The organism is Arthrobacter sp. P4_F11 (assembly GCF_056401395.1).
Window position 1 is genome coordinate 195,983 of the sequence record NZ_JBFUJK010000004.1, and the last position, 22,087, is coordinate 218,069.

Consider the following 22,087-nt stretch of genomic DNA (forward strand, 5'->3'; position numbering starts at 1 on the left):
CGTTGCCTGGTCAGGCACATGCGGCCCTCAACTAAAGGTGGGGTAGCAATGGTGCCAGGTTCAAAATCCGAGAAGAAACGCGGCGTCCTTTTCGACGTCGACGGGACCTTGATTGACTCCAGCTATTTCCATTCCCTTGCCTGGTGGCAGGCGTTCCGGCGGGAGGGGCTGGACGTCCAGATCTCGGCTATCCACCGCTGCGTCGGCATGGGCGGCGACAAGCTGATCGAACACCTGGTTCCCGGGTGCACAAAGGACATGCAGGAAGACCTCAAATCAGCGCACGGCGCCGTGTTCTCCACCTACTGGCCTTCCTTGCGGCCCTTCGACTCTGCCCGGGACCTCCTTGCCGCATGCTCCGGCGCAGGGCTGGCCGTAGGCTTGGCATCATCGGCACAGGAGCGCGACCTGGACGTCGCCCGGCGCCTCCTCGACGCCGGCACGTCTATCGATGCGTGGACCAGTTCCAACGACGCCGCCGAGAGCAAGCCCGCTCCCGACATTCTGCTGGCGTGCCTGGACAAGCTTGAACTCAGCCCGGCGGACGTCGTGTTTGTTGGCGACGCCGTCTGGGACGTGCTGGCCGCCGCGGCAATCGGAGTTCCCGCCATTGCCCTGACCTGTGGCGGAATCAGCGAAGCCGAACTGCGGGAGGCCGGTGCCGCAGAGGTCTACGACAATCCGCGGCACCTGTTGGAGAACCTTGAAAGCAGCGCGATTGGAAAGCTGAGCGCCTGATTGTGGCACGCCTGGTCTCAGGGCGCCCGGAGCCTTCCGGCGCGGACTGCCCACCCAGGGGCCAAGTCAGCCAGCGGCGAATTGAACACAGCGTGGTCCGCTGAGCTGTGATGTGACGGCCCGGCTCAGGGATTACTTCGTCGTTTGGCTGCGTTGAGTTCGCGTTCCAAGTGCCGGTTGGCCGCCTCCAGCTCGAGGACGACCCGGATCCCGGCAAGGTTGAGCCCGTCCTGAAGGAGCGCGCTGATCCTGCGAAGCGCTACCAAATCCTGCTCGCTGTACAGGCGGGTACCGCCGTCGGTCCGGCCCGGCTGCAACAGCCCCTTGCGTTCGTAGAGACGCAAATTCTGCTGTCCCATCCCCACGAGTTCGGCCGCCACAGAGATGGCATAGACGCCCGCGGCCCCGCCGGTGTCCGGCCCCATAGGATCCTCCTAAGACCTGTTAATTAACCTCTTGCACCAGTGTGGCACCGGTGTTATAAAAAATCTATCGCAGCCAGGATAGATAATCTGGCTGGGCAACGTCATACACGATCTGTAGGGAGTGAGATAGCCATGCTGATGCGCACCGACCCGTTTCGCGAGCTCGACCGGCTCACCCAGCAGGTCCTCGGCACGGCGGCCAGGCCCGCCGCGATGCTCATGGACGCTTGGCGAGACGGAGAGGAATTTGTCGTCGCATTCGATCTGCCCGGGGTGGACGTCGACTCGGTGGAGATCGACGTCGAACGCAACGTCCTGACGGTCCGCGCCGAACGGAAGAATCTGACGGACGACACCACGGAACTGATTGCGTCCGAGCGTCCCCGCGGCGTTTTCAGCCGCCAGATCATCCTCGGCGATGCCCTGGACACCGAGGCGGTGAAGGCCAGCTACGACGCGGGCGTGCTGTTGCTACGGATCCCCATCGCCGCAAAGGCAAAACCCCGCCGGATCCAGATCGAGACCAGCAGTGACCAGGCCCAGGAGATCAGCGCCTGACTGCCTCCACACTGACGCCGTCAGGAAAGCAGTCAGCCAAGCAGGGAATTGAGCGACGGCGCCCAGCCCAGGCGGGGGCGTCGCGCACCGGGCAGAATTCTCACCACATCCCAGGCCGGATCCGGAACAACGAAGTCAGCCAAGCTGAAGCCGAGGGGCCGGCCACGAGCAACTGCAGGAAAGGAACTGACATGACCACCACCCACTTTGACCGGTTCCTTAGCGAAGCTCTCGCCACTGGCCGCGAGTCCGACACCGGATTGGGGAAGGACGAGCTCTACGGCCTCTACACGAGTTGGTGCCTGATAAACCAGGACCGGCCACAGCCCGCCCGGTCCCTCTGGGCGGCACTGAAGGAACACCGGATCAATCCTGCGGACAACCGCCTGACTATGACCGGACCGGCCGCTACGGATTACATCCTGGCCAGCGCGCCCAACCTGGCCTGATCCGGCACACCTCCCGGCGGGCGCAGGCCTCGCACCCACTCCAACTCTCGGGAGCAGGTCACAAGTGCGCCCGCCGGTGTGCTCGCGTCGTTCCCGGAATCATTACTTCTTGAAGGCGTCCTTGACCTTTTCGCCGGCCTGCTTCAGGTCAGCTTTGACTTGGTCCCTTTTGCCTTCGGCTTCCAGCGCCGGGTCGTTGGTAGCTTTGCCGGCCGCTTCTTTGCTCTTGCCACCGAGATTCTCGGCGGCGTTCTGGATCTTGTCTCCCGCTCCCATGATGGTCCTCCGATGGTTCCGCCGCGGGCCGGTCGCCAGCGGCGATACTAAAAGTTTAAGCACCCAGGGTTTGCAGCGCGAGATGCTGGGCATCGCGTGGGCGGATCACAGCCCAGGTGCTGCCGGCTCTTTGGGTGCTCACGGTTCCGGAATGCTCACGGCTTCGCGGCAGGCGCGAGTCTGGTCCGGCAAGTGTCCAGCAGCAATGTCTCCAGGGCCCGAATTTGGGCCGCCGCGCGGTTGCTTAGCTGTTCCATGCGGTCCGGGTCGATGCGCTTGTCTTCACGTGACAGCACCTGGAGTGTCTTCCAGAGCAGCAGTTTTCCGGTGACGGCTGAGATCAGCGACTCAAGCTCGAGTTGCCCTTTGGCTCCCTCGATGGAATGCAGCGGGTTGAGCGGATCGAGGGCGGCAACCTGCGCCCCGGCCCAGGCAACGGGCTTCTTGTAGGCAGGCATGCTCGAATGAAGTTGTTCGCAGATTTCTTCCAGCGCCCGTTTGTCTTCACTCACCTCGGCTGCGAGCCTGCCGACTTCGCCGGCATGGGACGTGTCCCGCCAGGACTTGGCGGCCTGCTCGAAGAGACGCTCCCCCGCGCTGGCGGCGGTCAGATGGCTGTGCAAGTATGCGGACAAGGAATGGCTGGCAGCTGTATCTTCGGAATCGGCGCTCTTCTTCATCGCGATTTCCCCTCTGTGATCGGACTGATGGTCGTCTGCGGACCGGCTGTGTCCCCGGCATGGTCGGGGGATGTGCTGCGGGGTGTGCCGTCGAAGCTGCGGATCCGGTCCACCACCGCAGTGGTGGACTGTTCAGGAACGTAGTCCAGGATCGCCACCCGGCCGCCATAGCGCTCCACGACGGAGGTTTCTGCCAGCATTTCGGGGCTGTAGTCGCCGCCCTTTGCGTAGATCTCCGGACGGATCCTCTTGAGCAGGGGAATGGGCGTGGGAGTGTCGAAAACTGTGACATAGTCCACGCAGCTAAGGGCGGCAATCACAGCGGCACGGTCTGTGATGGTGTTAATGGGCCGTCCGGGCCCTTTTAACCGGCTGACGGATTCGTCGCTGTTCAGAGCCACCACCAGGACATCGCCCAACTGTTTGGCTTGATTGAGGTAACGGGTGTGGCCGCGGTGCAGGACGTCGAAGCACCCGTTGGTGAGAACCACGCGGCGTCCCTCCTCACGGTGCCGGCGCACTTGCCGGGCGAGCTCGTCGGCGTCGAGGGCGGCGCCGGTGAACCCCTCAAGGTGACGGCTGAGATCCTCAGTACTGCACACCGAAGTTCCCGGACGGTGCACCGCAACGTCGGCGGCGGCCTGGGCAAGATCAACGCTGGTGGTCAGCGGCAGTGACGCCGCCCGGGCAACTGTCAGCGCGGCAACGAAAGTGTCGCCTGCGCCGGATGCTTGCGCCTCCTGGACGGGACGTGCCCAGGTCCGGTGGACTTCCCCGGATTTGGGCAACAGAACCGTCCCTTCGCGGTCCAGCGTCACAACGACCGCCTCCGCGCCGGCCGCTTCCAGCAGCTCGTTGCGGTGATCGACGACGGCGGCCGCCCGCTCGGGTCCGGCGGTGAGCTTAACGCCGAGCATGGCGGCAGCTTCCAGGGCGTTCGGGGTGGCCAGGTCCGGTTTCAGTCCGGCCCAGGCGCGTGGCTGATGCGCGTCCACGACCAGCAGAAGATCCGAGCGTCCCGGCAGCACGTCAAACAGGGCGCTCCGTACCGCTCCGCTGAGCGCCCCGGCTCCGTAGTCACACAGGACCACTGCGTCCTGGTCTTGCAGCAATTGAGGGATACATTGTGCCAATCGGCTCAAGGAGTCCGCCGGGGTCTCACCTGCGACTTCGTCGAGCCGGAGCAGAATTTGGCCGCCGCTGCTGATCCGGATTTTGGTGGTTGTGGTCAGACCGGCCACCTGGTCCACGTAGGTGGCGTCCACGCCACTGTCCCTTAATTGGCGGAGCAGCTCGGCCGAGGCATCATCGCGCCCCGTTAGCCCTGCCAGTCGTACCTTGGCCCCGAGGGCGGTCAGGTTCACGGCGGTGTTGGCGGCGCCGCCCGGAGAGAATTTCCGCTGGCCGACTTCCACGACCGGGGCCGGCGCCTCACGACAGAGCCGGTCAATGGATCCCGACCACCAGCCGTCGAGCATCACATCGCCGATGACGGTGATGGAAGGCTCAGCCGCCGCCAGCCGTCGGGGCAGCCAGCCGGTCAGGCCGCGCTGGTCCGAGAGGCCGCCCCGGCGCTCGTCGCCATCCTGCGGGCGCGGGCGGGTCACGGCTTCACCCCGCAGTGTCTGATCTGCACGATCGCTGGCATGTTGTTCCTTTCCGGCGGCCCTGTGGTTTGAATGCAGACTGCCCCGTCACGGTCCGGGCGGGAGATCACTCCTACGTAGACCCATACCCTCGTGCCGGGGCATCTACACCCTGCAGCCACGGACAGTTTCACGTTCCCGAACATCCAGTGCCGGTCCGCGGAAACCGGACCATTGCTTGCGGGGCGAAATGTAGCCAAACGTTGCGTCCGGGATTTATGGTGGCCCCACACATGTGCACCGGACGGACAGGACAGGACGGGTGGTGGCGGACCTCAGGGTGGAATTCGGTGGAGCTGACATAGCAGGCTGGGGCGTCGGGCCGGTGCTGGAAAAATTTCCGAAGGTCTCGCGGATCGCGGTCCTGCGGGGCGGCGGGCTGGGTGATCTGCTGTTTGCCCTGCCGGCAGTGTCGGCGCTCGTCGCGGCGTACCCCGGGGCAAGTGTCACGATGCTGGGGACCCCCGTCCACACTGAACTGCTGGGCGGCACCCTGGGGCCGGTCAGAGACGTCCGGGTGCTGCCCATAGTGGAAGGCTTGAGGCCCGGCAGGGAAGACCCCGCAGCGATCGACGCCTTCCTGGCCTCCATGCGGGACGAGGAGTTCGATCTCGCGGTTCAGCTCCATGGCGGCGGCCGCTACTCCAATCCGTTCCTCCTGCGCTTGGGGGCCCGCCACACCGTGGGAACGCGGACGGCCGACGCTGCGCCACTGGAGCGTAGCGTCCCCTACGCCTATTACCAGCACGAGCCGCTTCGGGGGCTGGAGGTGGCGGGACTGGCCGGCGCTCCCCCGGTTGACCTGGAAGCCAGGCTGCGGCCACAGGACCAGCACCTGTCCAAGGTCAAGGAATTCCTTGATCGCCTCCGCGACAGCCCGGCAACCCCTGTTGTGGCTGTCCATCCCGGCGCCATGGATCCCCGCCGGCGCTGGCCGGCGGAGAGGTTCGGCGAGGTGGCGGCGGCCTGCGCCGCCGATGGCTGCCGTGTGGTGGTAGTGGGCACCGCGGACGAACGGCAACTCGCTGACGGGGTCGTGACGGCGGCCGGCTCAGACCGGGTCATCTCACTGGCCGGCACACTCAGCCTGGGCGCCTTGGCGGCGTTGTTGGACAGCTGTGCTGTGTTGCTGGGCAATGACAGCGGCCCCCGTCATCTGGCCCAGGCCCTGGGGACGCCGACGGTGGGCTTGTACTGGGTTGGCAACCTGATCAACGCAGGGCCGCTGGGCCGAAGCCTGCACCGCATCCATCTGTCATGGGTGACGCGGTGCTCACAATGCGGCGCCGACCTCACCCAGGTGGGATGGACGGCGCCGCGCTGCGAGCACGATACCTCCCTCCTGGCGGGAATCAGTCCGGCGGATGTTTACGCGGACGTGCGGTTGTTCACGGCCAGGACTCCTCTTGCGCATGGCAGATGAGCAACTCGCGGACTTCACAACCCGGAGGCTGGCAAAGTGCAAACATCACGGCCTGCGCCACCCTGGCCGGATCGTTCAGGCGCGAACCGTCCTGGGGCTTGTACTTCTCGGCCCGGTCGTCGAAGAACCGGGTATTCATCCCGCCCGGGATCAGCGTGGTCACGCCGATCTCTGCACCCGTCTCCGCGGCAAGCGCCTGGCTGAATCCGATGACGCCGAACTTGGACGCGCAGTATGCCGAAGCCTCCGGCAGCGCCCGCAACCCCAACGTCGAGGCCACCGTGACAACCCGGCCGCGGGAGGATTTCAGGTACGGCAGGGCCGCCCGCACCACCGAGACTGTACCGAGGAGATTGACGAAGATGACCTGTTCCCAGTCGTCTGCCGGGACGTCCTCAAGCTTTCCGCACCGGTCAATTCCTGCCGCTGTCACCACCGCGTCCAATCCTCCCAGGGCCTCCGCGGCCTGCGCAATGGCGGCCGTCACCGCTGCCCGGTCAGCAACATCGACTTCGAGGGCCTTCGCCGCGGACACGTTCCGGACATCGCGGTCGAGGACGAACGGCGTCCCGCCGGCGTCGAGCACGGCGTTGACGACGGCGGCACCAAGTCCTGATCCCCCTCCGCTCACCACGACCCTGCCGGGCGTGGATGGGGCAGGTGGGCTAAACCTTTTCATGGTGTTCCTTTCATTGGCGGCCAATACCTGGCCGGGTTGGATTCACGGGAATTGGATTCAGATGATCTGACCATTTGCCGCTGGGTCAGCCCACCCGGGCGAGCGCCGCGGCGAGCAGGGTCGTGGAGCGGGCAGGGTGGAAGGGAACGCTAAGGCAACGGCCTCCCCAGCTCTCCACCAAGGCGGACTCGGGCAGTTGTTCTGCGTCGTAGTCACCGCCCTTCACCCAAATGTCCGGGCGCAGCCGTTCAAGGCACCGTTCCGGGGTGTCCTCGTCGAACACCACTACGGCGTCGACGCTTTCGAGGGAAAGCAGCAGCTCGGACCTGTCCTGTTCGCCCATGATGGGACGGCTTGCCCCCTTGATGCGGCGGGCCGAGGCATCTGAGTTCAGGCAGACGACGAGGCAGTCGCCCAGGGCTCTGGCTGCTGCGAGGGTGCGGGCGTGTCCGGCGTGCAGGAGATCGAAGCACCCGCCGGTCGCAACCACGGTTCCACCGTTTTGCCGCACCCTGCGGATCCAGTCCAGCGCGTCAGTTTCCTGTACCGGGAAGGGAAGTGGCGGAGGCGCCGACGGCAGGGCGGCAACGCCGCCTGTAGCCAGGAATGAAGAGGCCTCGCGGACCGCTCGGCGGCAGGAATCTTCGAGCCCCCCTCCGGCCATAAGGTGGACCGCCAGACTGGCCGCGAGCTTGTCGCCCGCACCGCAAGCATCAGCCACAGCGGTCCGCGGCGCCGGGAGCTGAACAGGCGCGGGTGACGACTCCCGTACGAGGGTCGCTCCCTGTCCGCCCTGCGTGACGAGGACGGCCCTGCTGCGCCAATGCCGCAACAGCTTGCCCGCGAGTTCACCGGTCCCCGCCATCGAGTCCGTCCCTGCCTCCGGGAACGGAGCCGCCGACTCCCTGGCCCTCAGGGCGGCCGCGATGTTGGAGGCCTCGGAGTGGTTTGGTGTCACGACGGCGACCCCTGGAACAGGATCGGCTCCGGCCGGGTGCGGGTCCCAGATGACGGGGATGTCCCGGGCGAGGCGTTCGAGTGCAGTGCGCAGGGCACGGTTCGACGTCAGGCCGCGGCCGTAGTCCGCCACGACCACGGCCCCGGCTCCCTCCAGTGCCTGGAGCATGTCTGGCGTCACTTCCGGCAGGGGCCGGCACTGGCAACCTTCGTCAAACCGGGCCACCGGGTGCCCTCCTGCCCGAAGGCGGGTCTTGACCGGGGTCGGCGCTCCTGACGGGCCGACGACCACGGTGATGCCGCCCAGCTGTTCCAGGAGCCGATGGCCTGGTTCGTCCCGGCCGAGTGCGGTCACGAGGCACACCTGGTGGCCGTCATTGCTCAGCATCCGGGCCACGAGCCCGGCACCCCCGGCTCTCGCTCTGACGGCCGCGACGTCCACGACGGGCACCGGCCCGTCCGGGCAGAGCCGGGTCGCCGAACCGTCAAGGTCAACGTCGAGCAGCACGTCACCCACCACCGCGATCGTCATCGCCTGCCCCGTTGCTGCTGGTCGTGCCGGTCCAGTCGATGGATCTCGGCGTCGAACGCCCGACACATTGCGTGCAAGGCGATCAGATGGCACTCCTGGACGTTGGCTGCGGGCCCGTCGATGGCAATCGCTTCATCGCAACTGAGCGACAGGGGGTTCGGCCCCCGGCCGGTCATAGCCCACGTCGTGACGCCCACCCGGGCGGCAGCCTCGGCCGCGCGGAGGAGGTTGGGGCTTTTTCCGCTTGTGGACAGCAGCATCAGGATGTCCCGGGGGCGGCCGTGCGCCCGCACTTGCCGGGCGTACAGCTCCTCGAAGCCGTAATCATTGGCGATGGCTGTCACCGCGGAGGTCTCGGCGTGCAGCGAAATGGCGGAGAACGGCGCCCTTTCGGCGTCGAAACGTCCCACCAGCTCGGCCGTGAGATGCTGGGCCTCCGCCGCGGAACCGCCGTTCCCGGCGGCAAGCAGGCGGTTTCCGCCCAGCAGCCGCCGGGCAAGTTCCTCGCCCCAGGCAGCCAGTGTCGGGGACTGGCTCAGTAACGATTCCAGGGACGGCAACACACATCCCAGGTGCGCCTGGACTGCTGCGACCGAGTCAGGACGAGTCTTGGTGTCCGCGCTTTCGCCACCATGAACCGCTGACGACACCAGGCCGGCCCACGGGACCGATCGGGATGTGATTTGTGCCTGCGTAAGCGGCGGCTCGATAGTCACAGCACTGCTCCTTCCGCGGCGTGCACTTGGCCGGCGGCGCCCAGCCGCCGGGCCGTAGCGTTTCCGGTGAGGGTCTGCAAATAGGCCTTCTCAGTCTCGGCCGCCACCCGGTCCCAGCTGTAGCGGGCCCGTGCGCGCTGCTGGCCTGCGCGGCCCAGCTCCTCCCGCAGCCCCTTATCGGACAGCAGCCGGGCGAGCGCAGCAGCGGTGGCCCCGGGTTCCAAAGGCGGAACGTGCAGGCCAGTGCCGCCGTCCACTACGGTGTCCCTGAGGCCGCCCACGGCCGAGGCGACCACCGGGACGCCGCAAGCCATGGCTTCGAGGGGCACGATGCCGAACGGTTCGTACCACGGCGTACACGCGACGGCGTCTGCGCTGCGGAAGATCTCCGGCATGGCCTCCCGGGGCACTTGTCCACGGAAGATGACGTGCTCCCGGACACCGAGTTCCGCAGCGATGGCCAGCAGGCGGCGGGCTTCGGCGTCTGACTCGGTTGCTGTGGCATCGCCTCCGCCGCCAACGATCAGGAGTTCGACGTCGGAAAATCCGGCGTCCATCAGCAGCGGCAGTGCCCGGATGACCACGTCGACGCCCTTTCGAGGCACAAGACGTCCGACAGACAGGATTCGGTGGGTCCTGTTGCGTTTGTCGGCGGGTCCGGAACCGGTAAAGAGATCCAGATCGACCCCGCATGGGGCTATCGAGATCTTCTCCGGAGGAATCCCCATCGCCTTGAGCTCGAAGGCCTCGTCGGAGCACGTGGCGATGATCCGGTCCGCACCTTGGCCGACAGACGGCTCCAGCCATTGCCTCTCAAGGGGGCTGGTGTCCGCTCGGCCCTGATGGCGGCGTTTGACTGTGCCGAGGGCGTGGAAGGTCTGGAGCACCGGGAGGTGGGCGCTGCCGCCCGGCTTGCGCCGCGCCGCGTCAAGTGCCGCCACGCCGGACATCCAGAAGTGCCCGTGCACCAGATCAGGGGGCCGTTGCTCCCAATCGCGTGCCAATCCGTTCGCCAGTTCCCCCATGAAGGGAAGGAGTTCGTCCTTGGGTACCGGCATCGATGGGCCGGCCTGGACGTGGACCACTTCCAGCCGCGGGGAGATCCGGACCCTGCCCGGCAGGTCCGCTGAGTCCCGCCTGGTGTACACCGTGACGTCGTGGCCGCGCCTCGCCAGTGCGGCCGACAGGGCCGCCACGTGGACGTTCTGCCCACCTGCATCAACTCCGCCGAGGGCGGCCAGGGGGCTGGCGTGCTCGGAAACCATTGAAACTTTCACTGGTTCTTCCCTTCTTGAGTTGGACTAAGGAGCCGGCCGGTGCGGAAGCGCGGGTCGGTCACATCCCCCAGCAGGACATCCCAGGCAGCGAGGAAGGCCTGGAGGCCATACCGGTCCAGGGCCACCTCGCGGGCAATGTCACCACGCCGTCTTGCTTCCTGCGGGTCCTCGATGAGCACCCTCGCGGTGCGCACGAGTTCGTCGACGTCGGTGGAGATCGCTCCCGCTTCCGGCGGCAGTGCGCGTATCGCCTCTGTGGTCGCCAGCGCTACTGCGGGCATGCCGAGGTGCATGGCCTCGAGAAGTGCCAGGCCTAGAGAGGTCCAGCGGAAGGGGTGGAGGTAGACACGGCAACGGGACATTTCCCGGTGCAGCTCGGGCGTGGGCAGATCTCCGCAGATTGTGAGCCTTTGGGGCGGCAACGCGACAGCGGCCCGCAACCCGTTGGCGCCCATGCCAAATATCCGCAACGGCGCCGCCGCAGTAAACCGGTCCAGGAGGTCTGAGCCGGTCACCCGCCACCGCCGGACGGGCTCGTTGATGACGGCTGCCAGCTCGGGAATCTCCCCGGTGTAGGTATGCCCGGGATCAGGGATGCCGTGCTCAATCACCAGCGTGGGCGCGGCGCCGTTATCCCAGAACAGTTCATTGAAATGCGTGACGTGGACTATGGGGATGAACTGCTGGTCTGCCAGCGGATGCACCGAATTCGGCACGTTCCCCTTGGGGGTGTTGTGCTCTACATAGGCTGCCGGCAGGTCTTTCCCGGGCCGACGGCCCAAGACGCGGGTCACCTCGCCCAGTTCCTCCGGCCGTTGCAGCACCACAGCATCCACACTGTCGGCATCAAGGTCGACGAGCCGGACTTCGCGGACAGAGGTCGGCCAGGGCCGGCCTGCCCGGCCCATACCCCATGGCCCCCCTTCGGGCAGGACCGGCAGGAGATACTGATGGGCACCGCGGACGAACGCGTCCGTCCAGGATCCATGTACGTGCCAGAGCAGGATTCTCATGGGTGACGCACCTTTCGGCGGGTGGATAGCGAGGACACGCCGCCGATCAGTCGTTCCACTGCATCCACGAGCTGTTCGGGAGCCACAGTCGACAGGCAAGGATGGCCCGGGACCGGGCACTCCGTGGCACGGCTGAGTTTGCAAGGTGCGTTCTGGTCGCCGAGGATCTCCAGGGGCGCGCCGTAGGGGGCCCATCGGATCGCGGGCACCACGGGCGAGAACAGGCATGCCACCGGCGTACCCAGAGCGGCAGCGAGGTGAGCGGGCCCTGTGTTTCCGGTAACCAGGGCTTCGGCTCCGGCAAGCACACCGGCTAGGGCCCTCAGGTCCGTGCGGCCGCCCAAGTCCAAGGCGGATGGGCCGGCGACTGTCGCCGTGAGGCCCGTTTCTCCGGGCCCTCCTGTCACCACTACCCGGTGTCCTGCCCCTTCGAGCAGTTCCACGGCCGCGGCGTGATGCAACGGGGGCCACGCCCGTGCGGGGGCGGACGCCCCGGGGTGGACCACGACATAGGGCTCCTCCCCCACCAGATCCCGGACATCGGGATAATCCTGCACCCGGAGCTTCCCGGAATCTCCGCGGGGCAAGGTAAAGCCAGCTGCCTGGGCGATGCCGAGCGCACGTTCGGCTTCAGGCTGGTCTTCGGGAAAATCCTCACCGGGCCTGAGTCGAACGTCCATCAGAGTGCCGGCATAATCCACTGAAGCTCCCGTGATCCGTCCGACTCCGGCAAGCCGCAGCAACAAGGCCAGCGGCAAGGGAGACTGATGGAAGGAAGTCAAAATGACGGCCTCGGTGACCCTGGAGTCCCTCACGAACGATGTCAGGGTTTCCAGATGGGGCCCAGCGACTCGTGGAGCAGGCTTCACGATCCACGGGCAACTCCAGCTGTAGACCTCGGACACGCCAGGCAGGAGGGACGCAGCTGGTTCACCTTGGGGGCCACATAACAGGATGACATCGTTCGGCGCCCCGCCATCCGGATGCCGCCCGTTCGCGACTGCACGGATCGCTGGCCCCGCCAGCAGGACATCGCCGACCCCGTCCAGCCGAGCCACCAGGACGCTGCTCACGAGGCGGCCCGTCCGGATGGTGCCTTCATCAAAAGGCACAACGCGGAACGAAGATCCACAGCGACCTCTGGAGCAGCGTCAACTTCCGCCGGTCGTGTCAGGGGCGTGGGGACCATGACGCCGCGGGCACCCGCCGCGCGGGCCGCCTCAACGTCAGCTCCAATGTCGCCAATGTACGCGGCCTCGGCGGTTGTGATTCCCAACCGGCGGCACGCCCCGCAAATCATGAAGGGTGCCGGCTTCCGGCAGTTGCAGCCGTCCTCGGGCCGGTGCGGGCACAGTTCCCAGACATCGAACCGTCCCAGGAGCTGCTCAACCCGAAGATTGACCGCCACAACCTGCTCCGTGGTCAGGATCCCGCGGCCTATCCCCGATTGGTTGCTCACGACGCCTACGGCAATTCCCATGGACCGAAGGGTTTGCAGCACGTCCCTGGCGTGAGGCATCGGTTCCACCAAATTGGGAACGCCATTGTATGGCACGTCACGGATCAGGGTGCCGTCCCGATCGAAGAGTACGGCCCTCAGCGGTGGTCGGGCAAAAGGTCCCATAAGTGCCTTGTTCCCCGATATCAGTCCAGCTAAACGCCCGGCGGGTCCATCTCCGGACTAAAATCCGAAATCAGGCGAACTCGGAAGGGCGGCCACGATGGGCGGATTTCGAGAAGATGGAAGGCCGGTACTGCTGGTCCTACGGGCGCTGCAGCTCGGCGATCTGCTGGTTGCCGTCCCGGCTCTGCACGCCCTGAGCCGCGCGTACCCCAACCACCGCCGGCTGTACGCGGCACCGAGCTGGCTCGGCGAGGCGGTAGAGCTGGTCGGGGGTTTTGAACTGTTGACGGCGGAAGGGCTAAATGAGCCACTGGCACTGAAACCCGGGAGCGTGGACGTTGCGGTAAACCTCCACGGCCGCGGCCCCGAGAGCCAATCCCGGATTGAAGCGCTCCTGGCCACCCGGGTGATCGCCCACGAAGCGGGCGCCGGTGCTGGTTCCGGGCCGGCTTGGGTGGAGGGCATCCACCAGCGCGAACGCTGGACGCGGCTACTGCAATGGCATGGAATCGACGCCGACGCCGAGGATCTGCGCCTGGCCGCCCCGGCCGTCCCGACGCCGCAGCCGGGGGCCACAGTGGTCCATGTGGGCGCTGCCTACGGCAGCCGGTTGTGGCCTGCCGGACGGTTCGCCGAGGTTGCTGGACTCCTGCGGGACGCCGGGCACAGCGTGCTCTTCACAGGCAGCGCCGCGGAGCGGGGCCGCGCCTCGGAAGTTGCCAGCGGGGCCGGGTTCCGGGCCGATGCCGTCCTTGCAGGCCGCCAACCGCTGGGGGAATTCGCGGCTCTGATTGCCGGCGCCCGCCTGGTCATCTCGGCTGACACGGGTGCGGCCCACCTCGCGTCGGCCTACGGGCGGCCCTCCGTTGTGCTCTTCGGGCCAGCCACGCCGGCGGAATGGGGCCCCCCGCCGGGGCCGCACATCACCTTGACCAAAGCCGAACTGCGGCGCGGCGACCCCTTTGCCGGGGACCCGGATCCTGCGCTTTTGGGTGTCTCTGTTCACGATGTGCTCGAAGCGGTCCGTGGGCTGGGGTTGCTCTGAGATTCCGTTTCCGTGAGCCGCCGCTGCAGTTGCACGAGCACCCGTGAGAGCCGGCGCGAAATTTGCATCTGCGACACTCCAAATCTCCTGCCCAACTCCGTTTGGCTTTCCCCGCAAAAATAGCGCCGGTACAAGAGCGCCCTCTCCGGGGCGGAGAGCTCGGCGATGACCCGGGTCAGGCACATCACCTCCTCAAGCCGCTCAAATCCCGGCTCCTGCACCGCCGGCTCTTCCGCGGCCGGCGGTGCGTCACCGCGGCCGTCGGAACTATCGAGCGAATCGGGGCGCATGCTGGAAACAGCTGCCGCTGCCTCCAGGACGGACTCGACCGTTACACCAAGTTCCCGCGCCAGCTCCGCAGGAGTGGGGGTGCGGCCGAGGGTCTGCGCCAGGGCCGGCTCAGTGCGCAGGAGTTCGGCACGGAGGAGCTGTATGCGCCGCGGGGGCCGGACGACCCAGCAGCGGTCGCGCAGATAGCGTTTCAATTCCCCGGTGATGGTTGGGGCGGCAAAACCGGGGAAGGTGGTGCCTCTGGATTCGTCGAACGCCCTAGCCGCCTTGACGAGTCCCAGATAGGCCACCTGGATCAGGTCTTCCCGCTCGTGGCCCCGGCCGGCGAAGCGTGCCGCCAGGGACTCAGCGAGATCCAAGTAATCAAGGACAAGCCGGTTCTCGAAAGCCTGGCGGATCTGCCCGTGCGGGGCCGGAATTTTCCTGGAGTCAGCCATGTCAGTGGTCCCTTTGAACATGGATTCTGGTCTAGCCCGTGGCAGGACTTAGAAGCAGGAAAACATAAGTCTACTTATAATTCAATGCCCCTTCCTTCTCGAGTCCCTCCTCGGAACCCCCGAGGCGCGAAACACCGCCGTGCGATGCCAGGATGGGACTCTTCGGAAAACTCTGGACTGTTGCTAAGCATGCTGATAAATCTGGTTCTCGGGCCGATGTTTCAACAACGGGACCCGCACTTCAATGGCCGCGTGGTCTCGCCAACAGCCGGGGCGGCCGGATGTGCCGGGTCCGGCAACTGCAGGGGTACCGCTCCTAACGTGCGGGGCAGCTGAACAGGAGGATGAGAGTGGTTGACCGGATTGCCGAGATTTGGGGCACACGAACCCCCTATCCGAAGGACGGCCTGTGGCCGGTGCGGGTGGACCAGGCTCTGGATGCGACCGTCACCGAGGGCGACGTGGACCGGTGGGTTCAATCAGCGTGCGTGCTGTGCAGCAACGGCTGCGCGTGCGACATCGCCGTAAAAGACGGCGCCATGGTCGGGATCCGCGGCCGCGCAGGGGATCTGGTCAACCATGGCCGGCTTGGGCCCAAGGGCCTCTTTGCAAGCTGGCAGGGGATGTCCGGGAAAGACCGGCTCACGCGGCCTTTGATCCGCGAGAACGGCCGGTTCATCGAATGCGACTGGGATACCGCGATGGACCGGATCACCCAGCGAAGCCGGCAGCTGCTGGGGGAACGGGGACCCCTCAGCCATGGTTTCTACACCAGCGGCCAGCTGTTCCTCGAGGAGTACTACGCCCTTGCCGTCCTCGGCAAGGCCGGGATTGGCACTCCCCACATGGACGGCAATACCCGCCTCTGCACGGCGACGGCGGCTGCAGCGTTGAAGGAGTCTTTCGGGGCGGATGGCCAGCCCGGAACCTATGCGGACATCGACAGCTGCGACGCGATCTTCCTTTACGGGCACAACATGGCCGAAACGCAGACCGTGCTGTGGTCGCGTGTGCTTGACCGCATTGCGGGACCGGACCGGCCCAGGCTCGTCTGCGTCGACCCCCGCGACACCGAGGTTGCCAAGTATGCGGACGTTCATCTGGCTGTCCGGCCCGGTACCAATCTCGCCCTGATGAACGCGCTGGTCCGTGAAGTCCTGGCCAACGGCTGGGCCGACCAGGAGTACGTGCGGGCGCATACTCTCGGCCTGGACGAACTCAGGGCCGCGGTCGAGCCATGGACGGCTGAAGCGGCCGCAGCAGTCTGCGATGTGGACGCCGCCGGCATCAGGGAAGCGGCGAGGATCTTCGGCACCTCATCGCGGGTGCTCTCCACTGTCCTTCAGGGTTTCTACCAGTCCGCCCAAGCCACCGCGGCGTCGTGCCAGGTCAACAACCTCCACCTGCTGCGGGGGCTGCTGGGCCGGCCAGGGTGCGGGATTCTGCAGATGAACGGCCAGCCAACGGCCCAGAACAACCGCGAATGCGGGGCAGACGGCGATCTCCCCGGCTTCCGGAACTGGGAAAACCCGAACCACATCGCGGAACTCGCGGCGCTGTGGGACGTGGACCCCCTGACCATCCCGCACTGGGCTCCCCCGACCCATGCGATGCAGATCTTCCGCTACGCCGAACAGGGCTCGATCGAATTCCTCTGGATTTCGGCAACCAACCCAGCCGTGTCCATGCCCGAACTCCCTAGAATCCGGAACATCCTGGCCAACCCCGGGCTGTTCCTCGTGGTCCAGGATCTGTACCTGACAGAGACGGCGCAGCTCGCGGACGTCGTGCTTCCCGCCGCCGGGTGGGGCGAAAAGACCGGTACCTTCACGAACGCCAACCGGACAATCCACCTCTCGGACAAGGCCGTGGAGCCGCCCGGGGAGGCACGCAGCGACCTGGACATTTTCCTCGATTACGCCCGCCGCATGGGCTTCACCACGTTACGCGGGGAACCCCTGTTGCCGTGGGCGGGCCCTGAGGAGGCCTTTGAGGCGTGGAAGGAATGTTCCCGCGGCCGGCCCTGCGACTATACCGGCATCACCTATGACAGGCTCCGCGGCGGCAGCGGCATCCCGTGGCCGTGCAACACCGGCAATCCGGAGGGCAGGGAACGGCTCTACGAGGATGGCATCTTCCCCACCGACCCTGACTACTGCGAAAGCTACGGTCACGATCTCCTCACCGGCGCCACCGCCGGGCCGGAAGCATTCCGAGCCCAGGCGCCGGGCGGCCGCGCCATCCTGAAAGCGGCGGACTACCGTCCCCCGCATGAGGAGCCCGACGGCCGCTACCCGTTCCGGTATACGACCGGCCGGACCGCCTACCACTTCCACACGAGGACCAAAACCGGAAGATCCCGGGTACTGACAAGCGCGGCCCCCACCGCGTGGGTGGAAATCAGCCCGGACGACGCCGGCCGGCTGGGAATCCGGGAAGGCGACCTCGTCAAGGTGACGTCGCGGCGGGGCCGGATCGAGGTCCCTGCCCGTGTCAGCGACATCCGAAACGGCACCGTCTTCGCACCGTTTCACTACGGTTATTGGGACCAGGACGGTGCCCCCGGAGAACACCCGACGGCTGCCAATGAACTCACGATCACGGAGTGGGATCCTGTGTCCAAACAGCCCGTCTTCAAGAATGCCGCCGTGAGTGTCGAGAAGATCAGTGACGCCACCGGGCCCGCCCCGGCACCCACCACGACGGCATCGCGCCCGGCTGCTGCCGCTGGGCCACGATCCATACGGCCGACCGCTGGAGGCAAAGACGCCGAAGCCACTGAACGGGTCGGCGCCTCTCCGCCCCGTTTTCCCGATGCGGTCCGGCGCGGCCCGCAGGGAGGAACGCCATGAACCTGAAAATCTATTTGGGTATGCTCCGTAAGGCCGAACTGACCCTCGCGGAGTCTTTCCGCCAAGTGGCAGACGGCCACGCCGCCGAGCCCGACGTGCACTTCCTGTGCCATACGCTGGCAACGCAGTGTGAGGAGCACAGCCGGCTGCTGCTCCCCGTCGTTCAGCGCTACGGCGAGGACCGCTCAGATAACGAGCCCGAACGGATCCATGCCGAAGGGCTGTCCGCAACGCGGCAGGGTCCGGTGGGCCTGCTGCGCGACCTCCAGGACCTCTATCTCCTGGCGAGCCTCGTCGATGTCACCTGGGCCATGGTCAAACAGGCCGGCTCGGCGCTCCGCGACCGGGAACTCCTTGACGTCGTGTCCCGCTGCGACGGCGAAACAGCCGTCCAGCTGCGCTGGTTGCAGACCCGGATGAAGCAGGCAGCCCCGCAGGCGCTCGTTTTAGCGCGCTAAAACCTGGCATCCAACGCCTGAACGGCCGCCCGGGCAGCACAGTCTGGAATTCTCAGTCCGTGCTGCCCGGCGGGTGCCCTGCGTGTCTTACCTGGACGCCGCGGCCGTCAGTTCGCCCCGGCGCCGACGCCTGCCTCGACGGCCGGGCCGGCTGTGGAGCCGGCGAGCCGGAGCCAGGTGTCCACCACGGTGTCGGGGTTCAAGGAGACCGAATCGATGCCTTCCTCGACCAGCCACTCGGCGAAGTCCGCGTGGTCGCTCGGACCCTGGCCGCAGATGCCGACATATTTGCCGCGCGCCTTGCAGGCCGCGATGGCCATGCTGAGGAGCTTCTTGACGGCCGGATCGCGTTCATCGAAGCCGCCCGAGACAATCGCGGAGTCCCGGTCCAGGCCCAGGGCCAGCTGGGTCATATCGTTGGAGCCGATGGAGAACCCGTCGAAGTAGTCCAGGAACTCGTCGGCGAGCAGCGCGTTGGATGGGATCTCGCACATCATGATCACCTCGAGGCCGTTCTCGCCGCGGGTGAGGCCGTTCTCCCCCAGCAGTTCAATAACGCCGCGGGCCTCATCCAGGGTCCGCACGAACGGGATCATCAGCTTGACGTTGGTCAGGCCCATTTCGTTGCGGACAAAGGACAGGGCCTCACACTCGAGGTCGAAGCAGTCCCGGAAGGACGGCTCGAGGTAGCGTGAGGCGCCGCGGAAGCCGATCATCGGGTTCTCTTCGTGCGGCTCGTAGGCGGGTCCGCCGATCAGGTTGGCGTACTCGTTGGACTTGAAGTCGGACATGCGCACAATCACGGGTTCCGGCGCGAACGCCGCCGCGATGGTGGACACGCCCTCGGCCAGGCGCTTGATGTAGTAGTCGCGCGGGGACTCGTACGCGGCGATGCGCTCACGGATTTCCGCGGCGACGTCCGCCGGCTGCTCGTCGAGGTTCAGCAGTGCCTTGGGGTGGATGCCGATCTGGCGGTTGATGATGAATTCGAGCCGGGCCAGGCCCACTCCGTGGTTGGGCAGTTGCGCGAAGGTGAAAGCCTGCTCCGGGGTGCCGACGTTCATCATGACCTTGACGGGGGCCTCGGGCAGCTGGGTAATCTCGGTTTCCTCGACGCTGAAGTCCAGGAGCCCTTCGTAGATCACGCCGGTTTCACCGTCGGCGCAGGACACGGTCACGTCGAGGCCGTCGGAGAGGGCATCGGTGGCGTCCCCGGTGCCGACGACGGCGGGAATCCCAAGTTCCCGGGCAATGATGGCCGCGTGGCACGTGCGCCCGCCGCGGTTGGTCACGATGGCGGAGGCACGCTTCATGATCGGTTCCCAGTCCGGGTCGGTCATGTCGGCGACGAGGACATCACCGGTTTTGAAGGCGGCCATCTGGTCGATCGCGGTGAGGATGCGGACGCTGCCGGCGCCGATGCGCTGGCCAATGGCGCGGCCCTCGACCAGCACCCGGCCGGTCCCGTTGAGGCGGAAACGGCTCAGGCTGCCGGAGGCCCGGCGGGACTGCACGGTCTCCGGGCGCGCCTGCAGGATGTACAGGCCGCCGTCGATCCCGTCTTTGCCCCATTCGATGTCCATGGGGCGGCCGTAGTGGTTCTCGATGGCGACGGCGTGCCGGGCGAGCTGCTCGACGTCGTCGTCAGTGAGGCTGAAGCGGTTCCGCAGGGACGCCTCGACCGGCACGAAGTCGATGGTGCGGCCGATTTCGCGGCTGCTCGTGTAGGTCATCTGCAGGGCTTTCTCGCCCAGTCCGCGCTTGAGGATGGCGGGCCGGCCGGCCTGCAGCGCGGGCTTGTACACGTAGAACTCGTCGGGGTTGACGGCGCCCTGGACGACCGCTTCGCCGAGGCCGTAGGAGGACGTGACGAACACGGCGTCCTGGAACCCGGACTCCGTGTCCATGGTGAACATGACGCCGGAGGCGCCGACATCGGAGCGCACCATGCGCTGGACGCCGGCCGAGAGCGCCACCTCGGCGTGCTCGAACTTGTGGTGCACCCGGTAGGCGATCGCCCGATCGTTGTAGAGGGACGCGAACACGTCCTTGATGGCGAGCAGGATGTTCTCGATGCCGCGGACGTTCAGGAAGGTTTCCTGCTGCCCGGCGAAGGAGGCATCGGGGAGGTCTTCCGCCGTGGCGCTGGAACGGACGGCCCAGGACAGGTCCTCAGAGCCGCCGTGCTTGTCCACCAGCTGCTGGTATGAGTTCCGGATCTGCGCTTCGAAGTCAGGCAGGAAGGGCGTCTCGCGCATGAGGGCCCGGATCTCCTGCCCGGCGGCCGCCAGGGCGGTGACGTCATCGGTGTCCAGGCCGACCAGCCGGTCGGCGATCTTCTGGTCAAGGCCCGAATCCGCCAGGAATTTGCGGTAGGCATCCGCGGTGGTGGCGAAGCCGTCGGGAACCTGGACGCCGGCGGAGGTCAGGTTCTGCACCATCTCACCGAGGGAGGCGTTCTTTCCGCCCACCCGGTCCAGGTCCTTGAGTCCGAGTTCTGAGAACCACAGGATGTCTGTCGTCATAGTTACTGCTCCTTTGCAGATGATGGCATGCAAGTGCGCCGCCCCGCTTGCGGCGATGGCCGGTTGATGGGCGCAAGTCCTGTCCACAGTGACAGGTCTCCAGCGCACTTTCCACATGACGTGCGCCACACTGAGTTTGTGAAACTTTTCCCTAATGCTTGAGGTTCATCCGCTGCAGGATGGTTGCCGCCATTTCCTCGACGGACACCGTGGCCGAATTCAGGTACGGAATCCTATGGGAGACGTACAGCTGCTCGGCGCTGCGCAGCTCGAAGCCGCACTGCCGCAGGGACGCGTAGGGTGAGCCCCGGCGCCGTTCGGTGCGGATCTGGCTCAGGCGCAAGGGGTTGGAGGAGAGCCCGAAACACTTCTCAACGAAGGGCCTCAGCGGCTTGGGGAGTCCTTCCCGTTCAAAGTCTTCGTCCACCAGCGGGAAGTTGGCGGCGAAAATGCCGTGCTGCAGGGCCAAGTACATGGTGGTGGGCGTTTTTCCGCAGCGGGACGGCGCCACCAGGATGACTTGGGCCTTTTCGAGCGCCCGCAGGCTTTGGCCGTCGTCGTGTTCCATGGCGTATTCGACGGCGGCCATCCGGGATTGATACCGCTCCGCATTGCCCAGGCCATGGGCCCTGCCGGGTTCGCCGCTGGCCGCGGAACCGAGGGCCTGCTCCAGCTGTCCGACATGTGTCCCGATGAGATCCACGATGATTCCCTGGCACGTACCCAGGACCTGGCGGATATCGCTGCTTACCGCGGTGGAAAAAACGATCGGTTGCAGGCCCGTGGCGGCCAGTTTGTCGATAGTGCCGACCACCGTCCTGGCCTGTTCGACCGTGGTGATGAAGGGGACCGTAATGCGGTCAAAGTGGTTTGCGGGGAACTGCGTCAGCAAGGTGTTGCCGAGCGTTTCCGCGGTGATGCCGGTGCTGTCCGAAAGGAAGTAGACAGGCCGAAGATCGTCTTTGGTCATGAACGCATTCTCCCCCACGCCGGGACCGGTCCGGTATCGGGCAGCCGGCGGGTCCCTACCCGGCCTCCGGTCCCGGACGTAGACTGCTCGCTTACAACGCCACCAGCTATCCGGGAGATCGACATGAACTATGCAGGGACCGGGAACGAGAAGGCCGTCGCGGCAAGTGACCTTAACCGGACACATGTCGGACTGACCGTGAGCTTCCAGCCGGACGAATTTACCGTGGTCTTCGGCCGGATTGGCGCCATTGCGCGCAAGGAGGGTGGTGTGACCATCGCGCTGGCAGGGGTGGACGGTACAGCTGGCCTGGCGTCCCACTACAGCCTGCCTCCCGCCCAACAGGTCTACATCCAGCCGGACATGCTCACCAATACGGAGACGACCATCAAGGATTTGTTCGGCAAGGTTCAGGAGAATCTGCGGAGCCACAAGGGAGATCAGCGGCCGGACACCGTGTAGGGCGTCACTGACCATTTACCGGCGTGGTGCGCCGCCGCCACACCGTTCTGCCTC

The 22,087-nt window shown here is 66.2% G+C and carries 22 protein-coding genes; 8 read left to right on the forward strand and 14 right to left on the reverse strand.

The features are described 5' to 3' along the window. Nucleotides 1-48: 48 nt before the first annotated feature. On the forward strand, nt 49-738 hold the full coding sequence (locus AC1DRO_RS06825; protein ID WP_476950271.1) for an HAD family hydrolase: 690 nt from the start codon (nt 49-51) through the stop codon (nt 736-738). Nucleotides 739-863: 125 nt separating this feature from the next. On the opposite strand, the gene AC1DRO_RS06830 is transcribed toward AC1DRO_RS06825, so the two are convergent. Continuing rightward, nucleotides 864-1,163 (reverse strand): MerR family transcriptional regulator, encoded by a 300-nt coding sequence (locus AC1DRO_RS06830; RefSeq protein ID WP_476950272.1) that lies wholly within the window; start codon nt 1,161-1,163, stop codon nt 864-866. Nucleotides 1,164-1,295: 132 nt separating this feature from the next. Between AC1DRO_RS06830 and AC1DRO_RS06835 the strand changes: the two genes are divergently transcribed. Beyond that, the gene (locus AC1DRO_RS06835; protein WP_476950273.1) at nt 1,296-1,721 is read left to right on the forward strand and encodes an Hsp20/alpha crystallin family protein; all 426 of its coding nucleotides are present in this window, start codon (nt 1,296-1,298) and stop codon (nt 1,719-1,721) included. A gap of 191 nt (nt 1,722-1,912) precedes the next feature. After that, nucleotides 1,913-2,170 carry a hypothetical protein gene (locus tag AC1DRO_RS06840; RefSeq protein WP_028276206.1) on the forward strand — a complete coding sequence of 86 codons (258 nt, stop codon included), beginning with the start codon at nt 1,913-1,915 and terminating at the stop codon, nt 2,168-2,170. A 102-nt stretch (nt 2,171-2,272) separates the two neighbouring features. Here AC1DRO_RS06840 and AC1DRO_RS06845 read toward each other — a convergent pair whose 3' ends face one another. The 3 genes from AC1DRO_RS06845 to rfaE2 form a co-directional block, all read right to left on the reverse strand. After that, nucleotides 2,273-2,446, reverse strand: coding sequence for a CsbD family protein (locus tag AC1DRO_RS06845; RefSeq protein WP_476950274.1), 174 nt, complete (start codon nt 2,444-2,446; stop codon nt 2,273-2,275). A 155-nt stretch (nt 2,447-2,601) separates the two neighbouring features. After that, nucleotides 2,602-3,126, reverse strand: coding sequence for a hypothetical protein (locus tag AC1DRO_RS06850; protein ID WP_476950275.1), 525 nt, complete (start codon nt 3,124-3,126; stop codon nt 2,602-2,604). Then, complete coding sequence (rfaE2, locus tag AC1DRO_RS06855; protein ID WP_476950276.1) at nt 3,123-4,733, reverse strand: D-glycero-beta-D-manno-heptose 1-phosphate adenylyltransferase; 1,611 nt, start codon at nt 4,731-4,733, stop codon at nt 3,123-3,125. Before rfaE2 ends, AC1DRO_RS06850 begins: the two co-directional genes overlap by 4 nt. A gap of 304 nt (nt 4,734-5,037) precedes the next feature. On the opposite strand from rfaE2, the gene AC1DRO_RS06860 reads away from it, so the two are divergent. Continuing rightward, nucleotides 5,038-6,195 carry a glycosyltransferase family 9 protein gene (locus AC1DRO_RS06860; protein ID WP_476950277.1) on the forward strand — a complete coding sequence of 386 codons (1,158 nt, stop codon included), beginning with the start codon at nt 5,038-5,040 and terminating at the stop codon, nt 6,193-6,195. On the opposite strand, the gene AC1DRO_RS06865 is transcribed toward AC1DRO_RS06860, so the two are convergent. The 7 genes from AC1DRO_RS06865 to AC1DRO_RS06895 form a co-directional block, all read right to left on the reverse strand. After that, nucleotides 6,161-6,874, reverse strand: coding sequence for an SDR family oxidoreductase (locus AC1DRO_RS06865; RefSeq protein ID WP_476950278.1), 714 nt, complete (start codon nt 6,872-6,874; stop codon nt 6,161-6,163). The genes AC1DRO_RS06860 and AC1DRO_RS06865 overlap by 35 nt on opposite strands. A gap of 85 nt (nt 6,875-6,959) precedes the next feature. Next, nucleotides 6,960-8,363 carry a PfkB family carbohydrate kinase gene (locus AC1DRO_RS06870; RefSeq protein WP_476950279.1) on the reverse strand — a complete coding sequence of 468 codons (1,404 nt, stop codon included), beginning with the start codon at nt 8,361-8,363 and terminating at the stop codon, nt 6,960-6,962. Beyond that, entirely contained in the window at nt 8,360-9,013 is a 654-nt protein-coding gene (locus AC1DRO_RS06875; RefSeq protein ID WP_439954083.1) for a D-sedoheptulose-7-phosphate isomerase, read from the reverse strand. The genes AC1DRO_RS06870 and AC1DRO_RS06875 overlap by 4 nt, the downstream gene beginning before the upstream one ends. Nucleotides 9,014-9,075: 62 nt before the next feature. Next, on the reverse strand, nt 9,076-10,356 hold the full coding sequence (locus AC1DRO_RS06880) for a glycosyltransferase (protein WP_476950280.1): 1,281 nt from the start codon (nt 10,354-10,356) through the stop codon (nt 9,076-9,078). Then, on the reverse strand, nt 10,353-11,369 hold the full coding sequence (locus AC1DRO_RS06885) for a glycosyltransferase (RefSeq protein WP_476950281.1): 1,017 nt from the start codon (nt 11,367-11,369) through the stop codon (nt 10,353-10,355). The genes AC1DRO_RS06880 and AC1DRO_RS06885 overlap by 4 nt, the downstream gene beginning before the upstream one ends. Next, nucleotides 11,366-12,442, reverse strand: coding sequence for a glycosyltransferase family 9 protein (locus tag AC1DRO_RS06890; RefSeq protein ID WP_476950282.1), 1,077 nt, complete (start codon nt 12,440-12,442; stop codon nt 11,366-11,368). Before AC1DRO_RS06890 ends, AC1DRO_RS06885 begins: the two co-directional genes overlap by 4 nt. Continuing rightward, entirely contained in the window at nt 12,439-12,993 is a 555-nt protein-coding gene (locus AC1DRO_RS06895) for a D-glycero-alpha-D-manno-heptose-1,7-bisphosphate 7-phosphatase (protein ID WP_476950283.1), read from the reverse strand. Before AC1DRO_RS06895 ends, AC1DRO_RS06890 begins: the two co-directional genes overlap by 4 nt. Nucleotides 12,994-13,090: 97 nt before the next feature. Here AC1DRO_RS06895 and AC1DRO_RS06900 point away from each other — a divergent pair, with 97 nt between their 5' ends. After that, entirely contained in the window at nt 13,091-14,038 is a 948-nt protein-coding gene (locus tag AC1DRO_RS06900) for a glycosyltransferase family 9 protein (RefSeq protein WP_243177899.1), read from the forward strand. Here AC1DRO_RS06900 and AC1DRO_RS06905 read toward each other — a convergent pair. Continuing rightward, a complete protein-coding gene (locus AC1DRO_RS06905) occupies nt 13,996-14,766 on the reverse strand; it encodes a sigma-70 family RNA polymerase sigma factor (protein WP_243177900.1) in 771 nt (256 codons plus the stop codon). The genes AC1DRO_RS06900 and AC1DRO_RS06905 overlap by 43 nt on opposite strands. A gap of 344 nt (nt 14,767-15,110) precedes the next feature. On the opposite strand from AC1DRO_RS06905, the gene AC1DRO_RS06910 reads away from it, so the two are divergent. Both AC1DRO_RS06910 and AC1DRO_RS06915 read left to right on the forward strand, forming a co-directional pair. Then, nucleotides 15,111-17,618 (forward strand): molybdopterin oxidoreductase family protein, encoded by a 2,508-nt coding sequence (locus AC1DRO_RS06910; RefSeq protein ID WP_476950284.1) that lies wholly within the window; start codon nt 15,111-15,113, stop codon nt 17,616-17,618. Then, nucleotides 17,615-18,076, forward strand: a complete 462-nt coding sequence (locus AC1DRO_RS06915; protein ID WP_476950285.1) for a hypothetical protein — start codon at nt 17,615-17,617, stop codon at nt 18,074-18,076. Before AC1DRO_RS06910 ends, AC1DRO_RS06915 begins: the two co-directional genes overlap by 4 nt. 107 nt (nt 18,077-18,183) lie before the next feature. On the opposite strand, the gene ppsA is transcribed toward AC1DRO_RS06915, so the two are convergent. Next, nucleotides 18,184-20,601: a phosphoenolpyruvate synthase gene (gene ppsA, locus AC1DRO_RS06920; protein WP_476950286.1), complete on the reverse strand. Its 2,418-nt coding sequence runs from the start codon at nt 20,599-20,601 to the stop codon at nt 18,184-18,186. 151 nt (nt 20,602-20,752) lie between these two features. Then, nucleotides 20,753-21,571 carry a pyruvate, water dikinase regulatory protein gene (locus AC1DRO_RS06925; protein ID WP_476950287.1) on the reverse strand — a complete coding sequence of 273 codons (819 nt, stop codon included), beginning with the start codon at nt 21,569-21,571 and terminating at the stop codon, nt 20,753-20,755. A gap of 123 nt (nt 21,572-21,694) precedes the next feature. Between AC1DRO_RS06925 and AC1DRO_RS06930 the strand changes: the two genes are divergently transcribed. Further along, nucleotides 21,695-22,033 carry a hypothetical protein gene (locus AC1DRO_RS06930; RefSeq protein WP_476950288.1) on the forward strand — a complete coding sequence of 113 codons (339 nt, stop codon included), beginning with the start codon at nt 21,695-21,697 and terminating at the stop codon, nt 22,031-22,033. The last annotated feature ends 54 nt before the right edge of the window (nt 22,034-22,087 follow it).

Excerpts from the sequence above, each read along its gene's own strand:
- AC1DRO_RS06865 (WP_476950278.1), bottom strand. The coding sequence starts at position 6,874 with ATGAAAAGGTTTAGCCCACCTGCCCCATCCACGCCCGGCAGGGTCGTG.
- AC1DRO_RS06915 (WP_476950285.1), top strand. The coding sequence starts at position 17,615 with ATGAACCTGAAAATCTATTTGGGTATGCTCCGTAAGGCCGAACTGACC.
- AC1DRO_RS06825 (WP_476950271.1), top strand. The coding sequence starts at position 49 with ATGGTGCCAGGTTCAAAATCCGAGAAGAAACGCGGCGTCCTTTTCGAC.
- AC1DRO_RS06850 (WP_476950275.1), bottom strand. The coding sequence starts at position 3,126 with ATGAAGAAGAGCGCCGATTCCGAAGATACAGCTGCCAGCCATTCCTTG.
- AC1DRO_RS06885 (WP_476950281.1), bottom strand. The coding sequence starts at position 11,369 with ATGAGAATCCTGCTCTGGCACGTACATGGATCCTGGACGGACGCGTTC.
- AC1DRO_RS06835 (WP_476950273.1), top strand. The coding sequence starts at position 1,296 with ATGCTGATGCGCACCGACCCGTTTCGCGAGCTCGACCGGCTCACCCAG.
- AC1DRO_RS06830 (WP_476950272.1), bottom strand. The coding sequence starts at position 1,163 with ATGGGGCCGGACACCGGCGGGGCCGCGGGCGTCTATGCCATCTCTGTG.
- AC1DRO_RS06905 (WP_243177900.1), bottom strand. The coding sequence starts at position 14,766 with ATGGCTGACTCCAGGAAAATTCCGGCCCCGCACGGGCAGATCCGCCAG.
- AC1DRO_RS06900 (WP_243177899.1), top strand. The coding sequence starts at position 13,091 with ATGGGCGGATTTCGAGAAGATGGAAGGCCGGTACTGCTGGTCCTACGG.
- AC1DRO_RS06840 (WP_028276206.1), top strand. The coding sequence starts at position 1,913 with ATGACCACCACCCACTTTGACCGGTTCCTTAGCGAAGCTCTCGCCACT.
- ppsA (WP_476950286.1), bottom strand. The coding sequence starts at position 20,601 with ATGACGACAGACATCCTGTGGTTCTCAGAACTCGGACTCAAGGACCTG.
- AC1DRO_RS06845 (WP_476950274.1), bottom strand. The coding sequence starts at position 2,446 with ATGGGAGCGGGAGACAAGATCCAGAACGCCGCCGAGAATCTCGGTGGC.
- AC1DRO_RS06930 (WP_476950288.1), top strand. The coding sequence starts at position 21,695 with ATGAACTATGCAGGGACCGGGAACGAGAAGGCCGTCGCGGCAAGTGAC.
- AC1DRO_RS06910 (WP_476950284.1), top strand. The coding sequence starts at position 15,111 with ATGAGAGTGGTTGACCGGATTGCCGAGATTTGGGGCACACGAACCCCC.
- AC1DRO_RS06895 (WP_476950283.1), bottom strand. The coding sequence starts at position 12,993 with ATGGGACCTTTTGCCCGACCACCGCTGAGGGCCGTACTCTTCGATCGG.
- AC1DRO_RS06925 (WP_476950287.1), bottom strand. The coding sequence starts at position 21,571 with ATGACCAAAGACGATCTTCGGCCTGTCTACTTCCTTTCGGACAGCACC.
- AC1DRO_RS06870 (WP_476950279.1), bottom strand. The coding sequence starts at position 8,363 with ATGACGATCGCGGTGGTGGGTGACGTGCTGCTCGACGTTGACCTTGAC.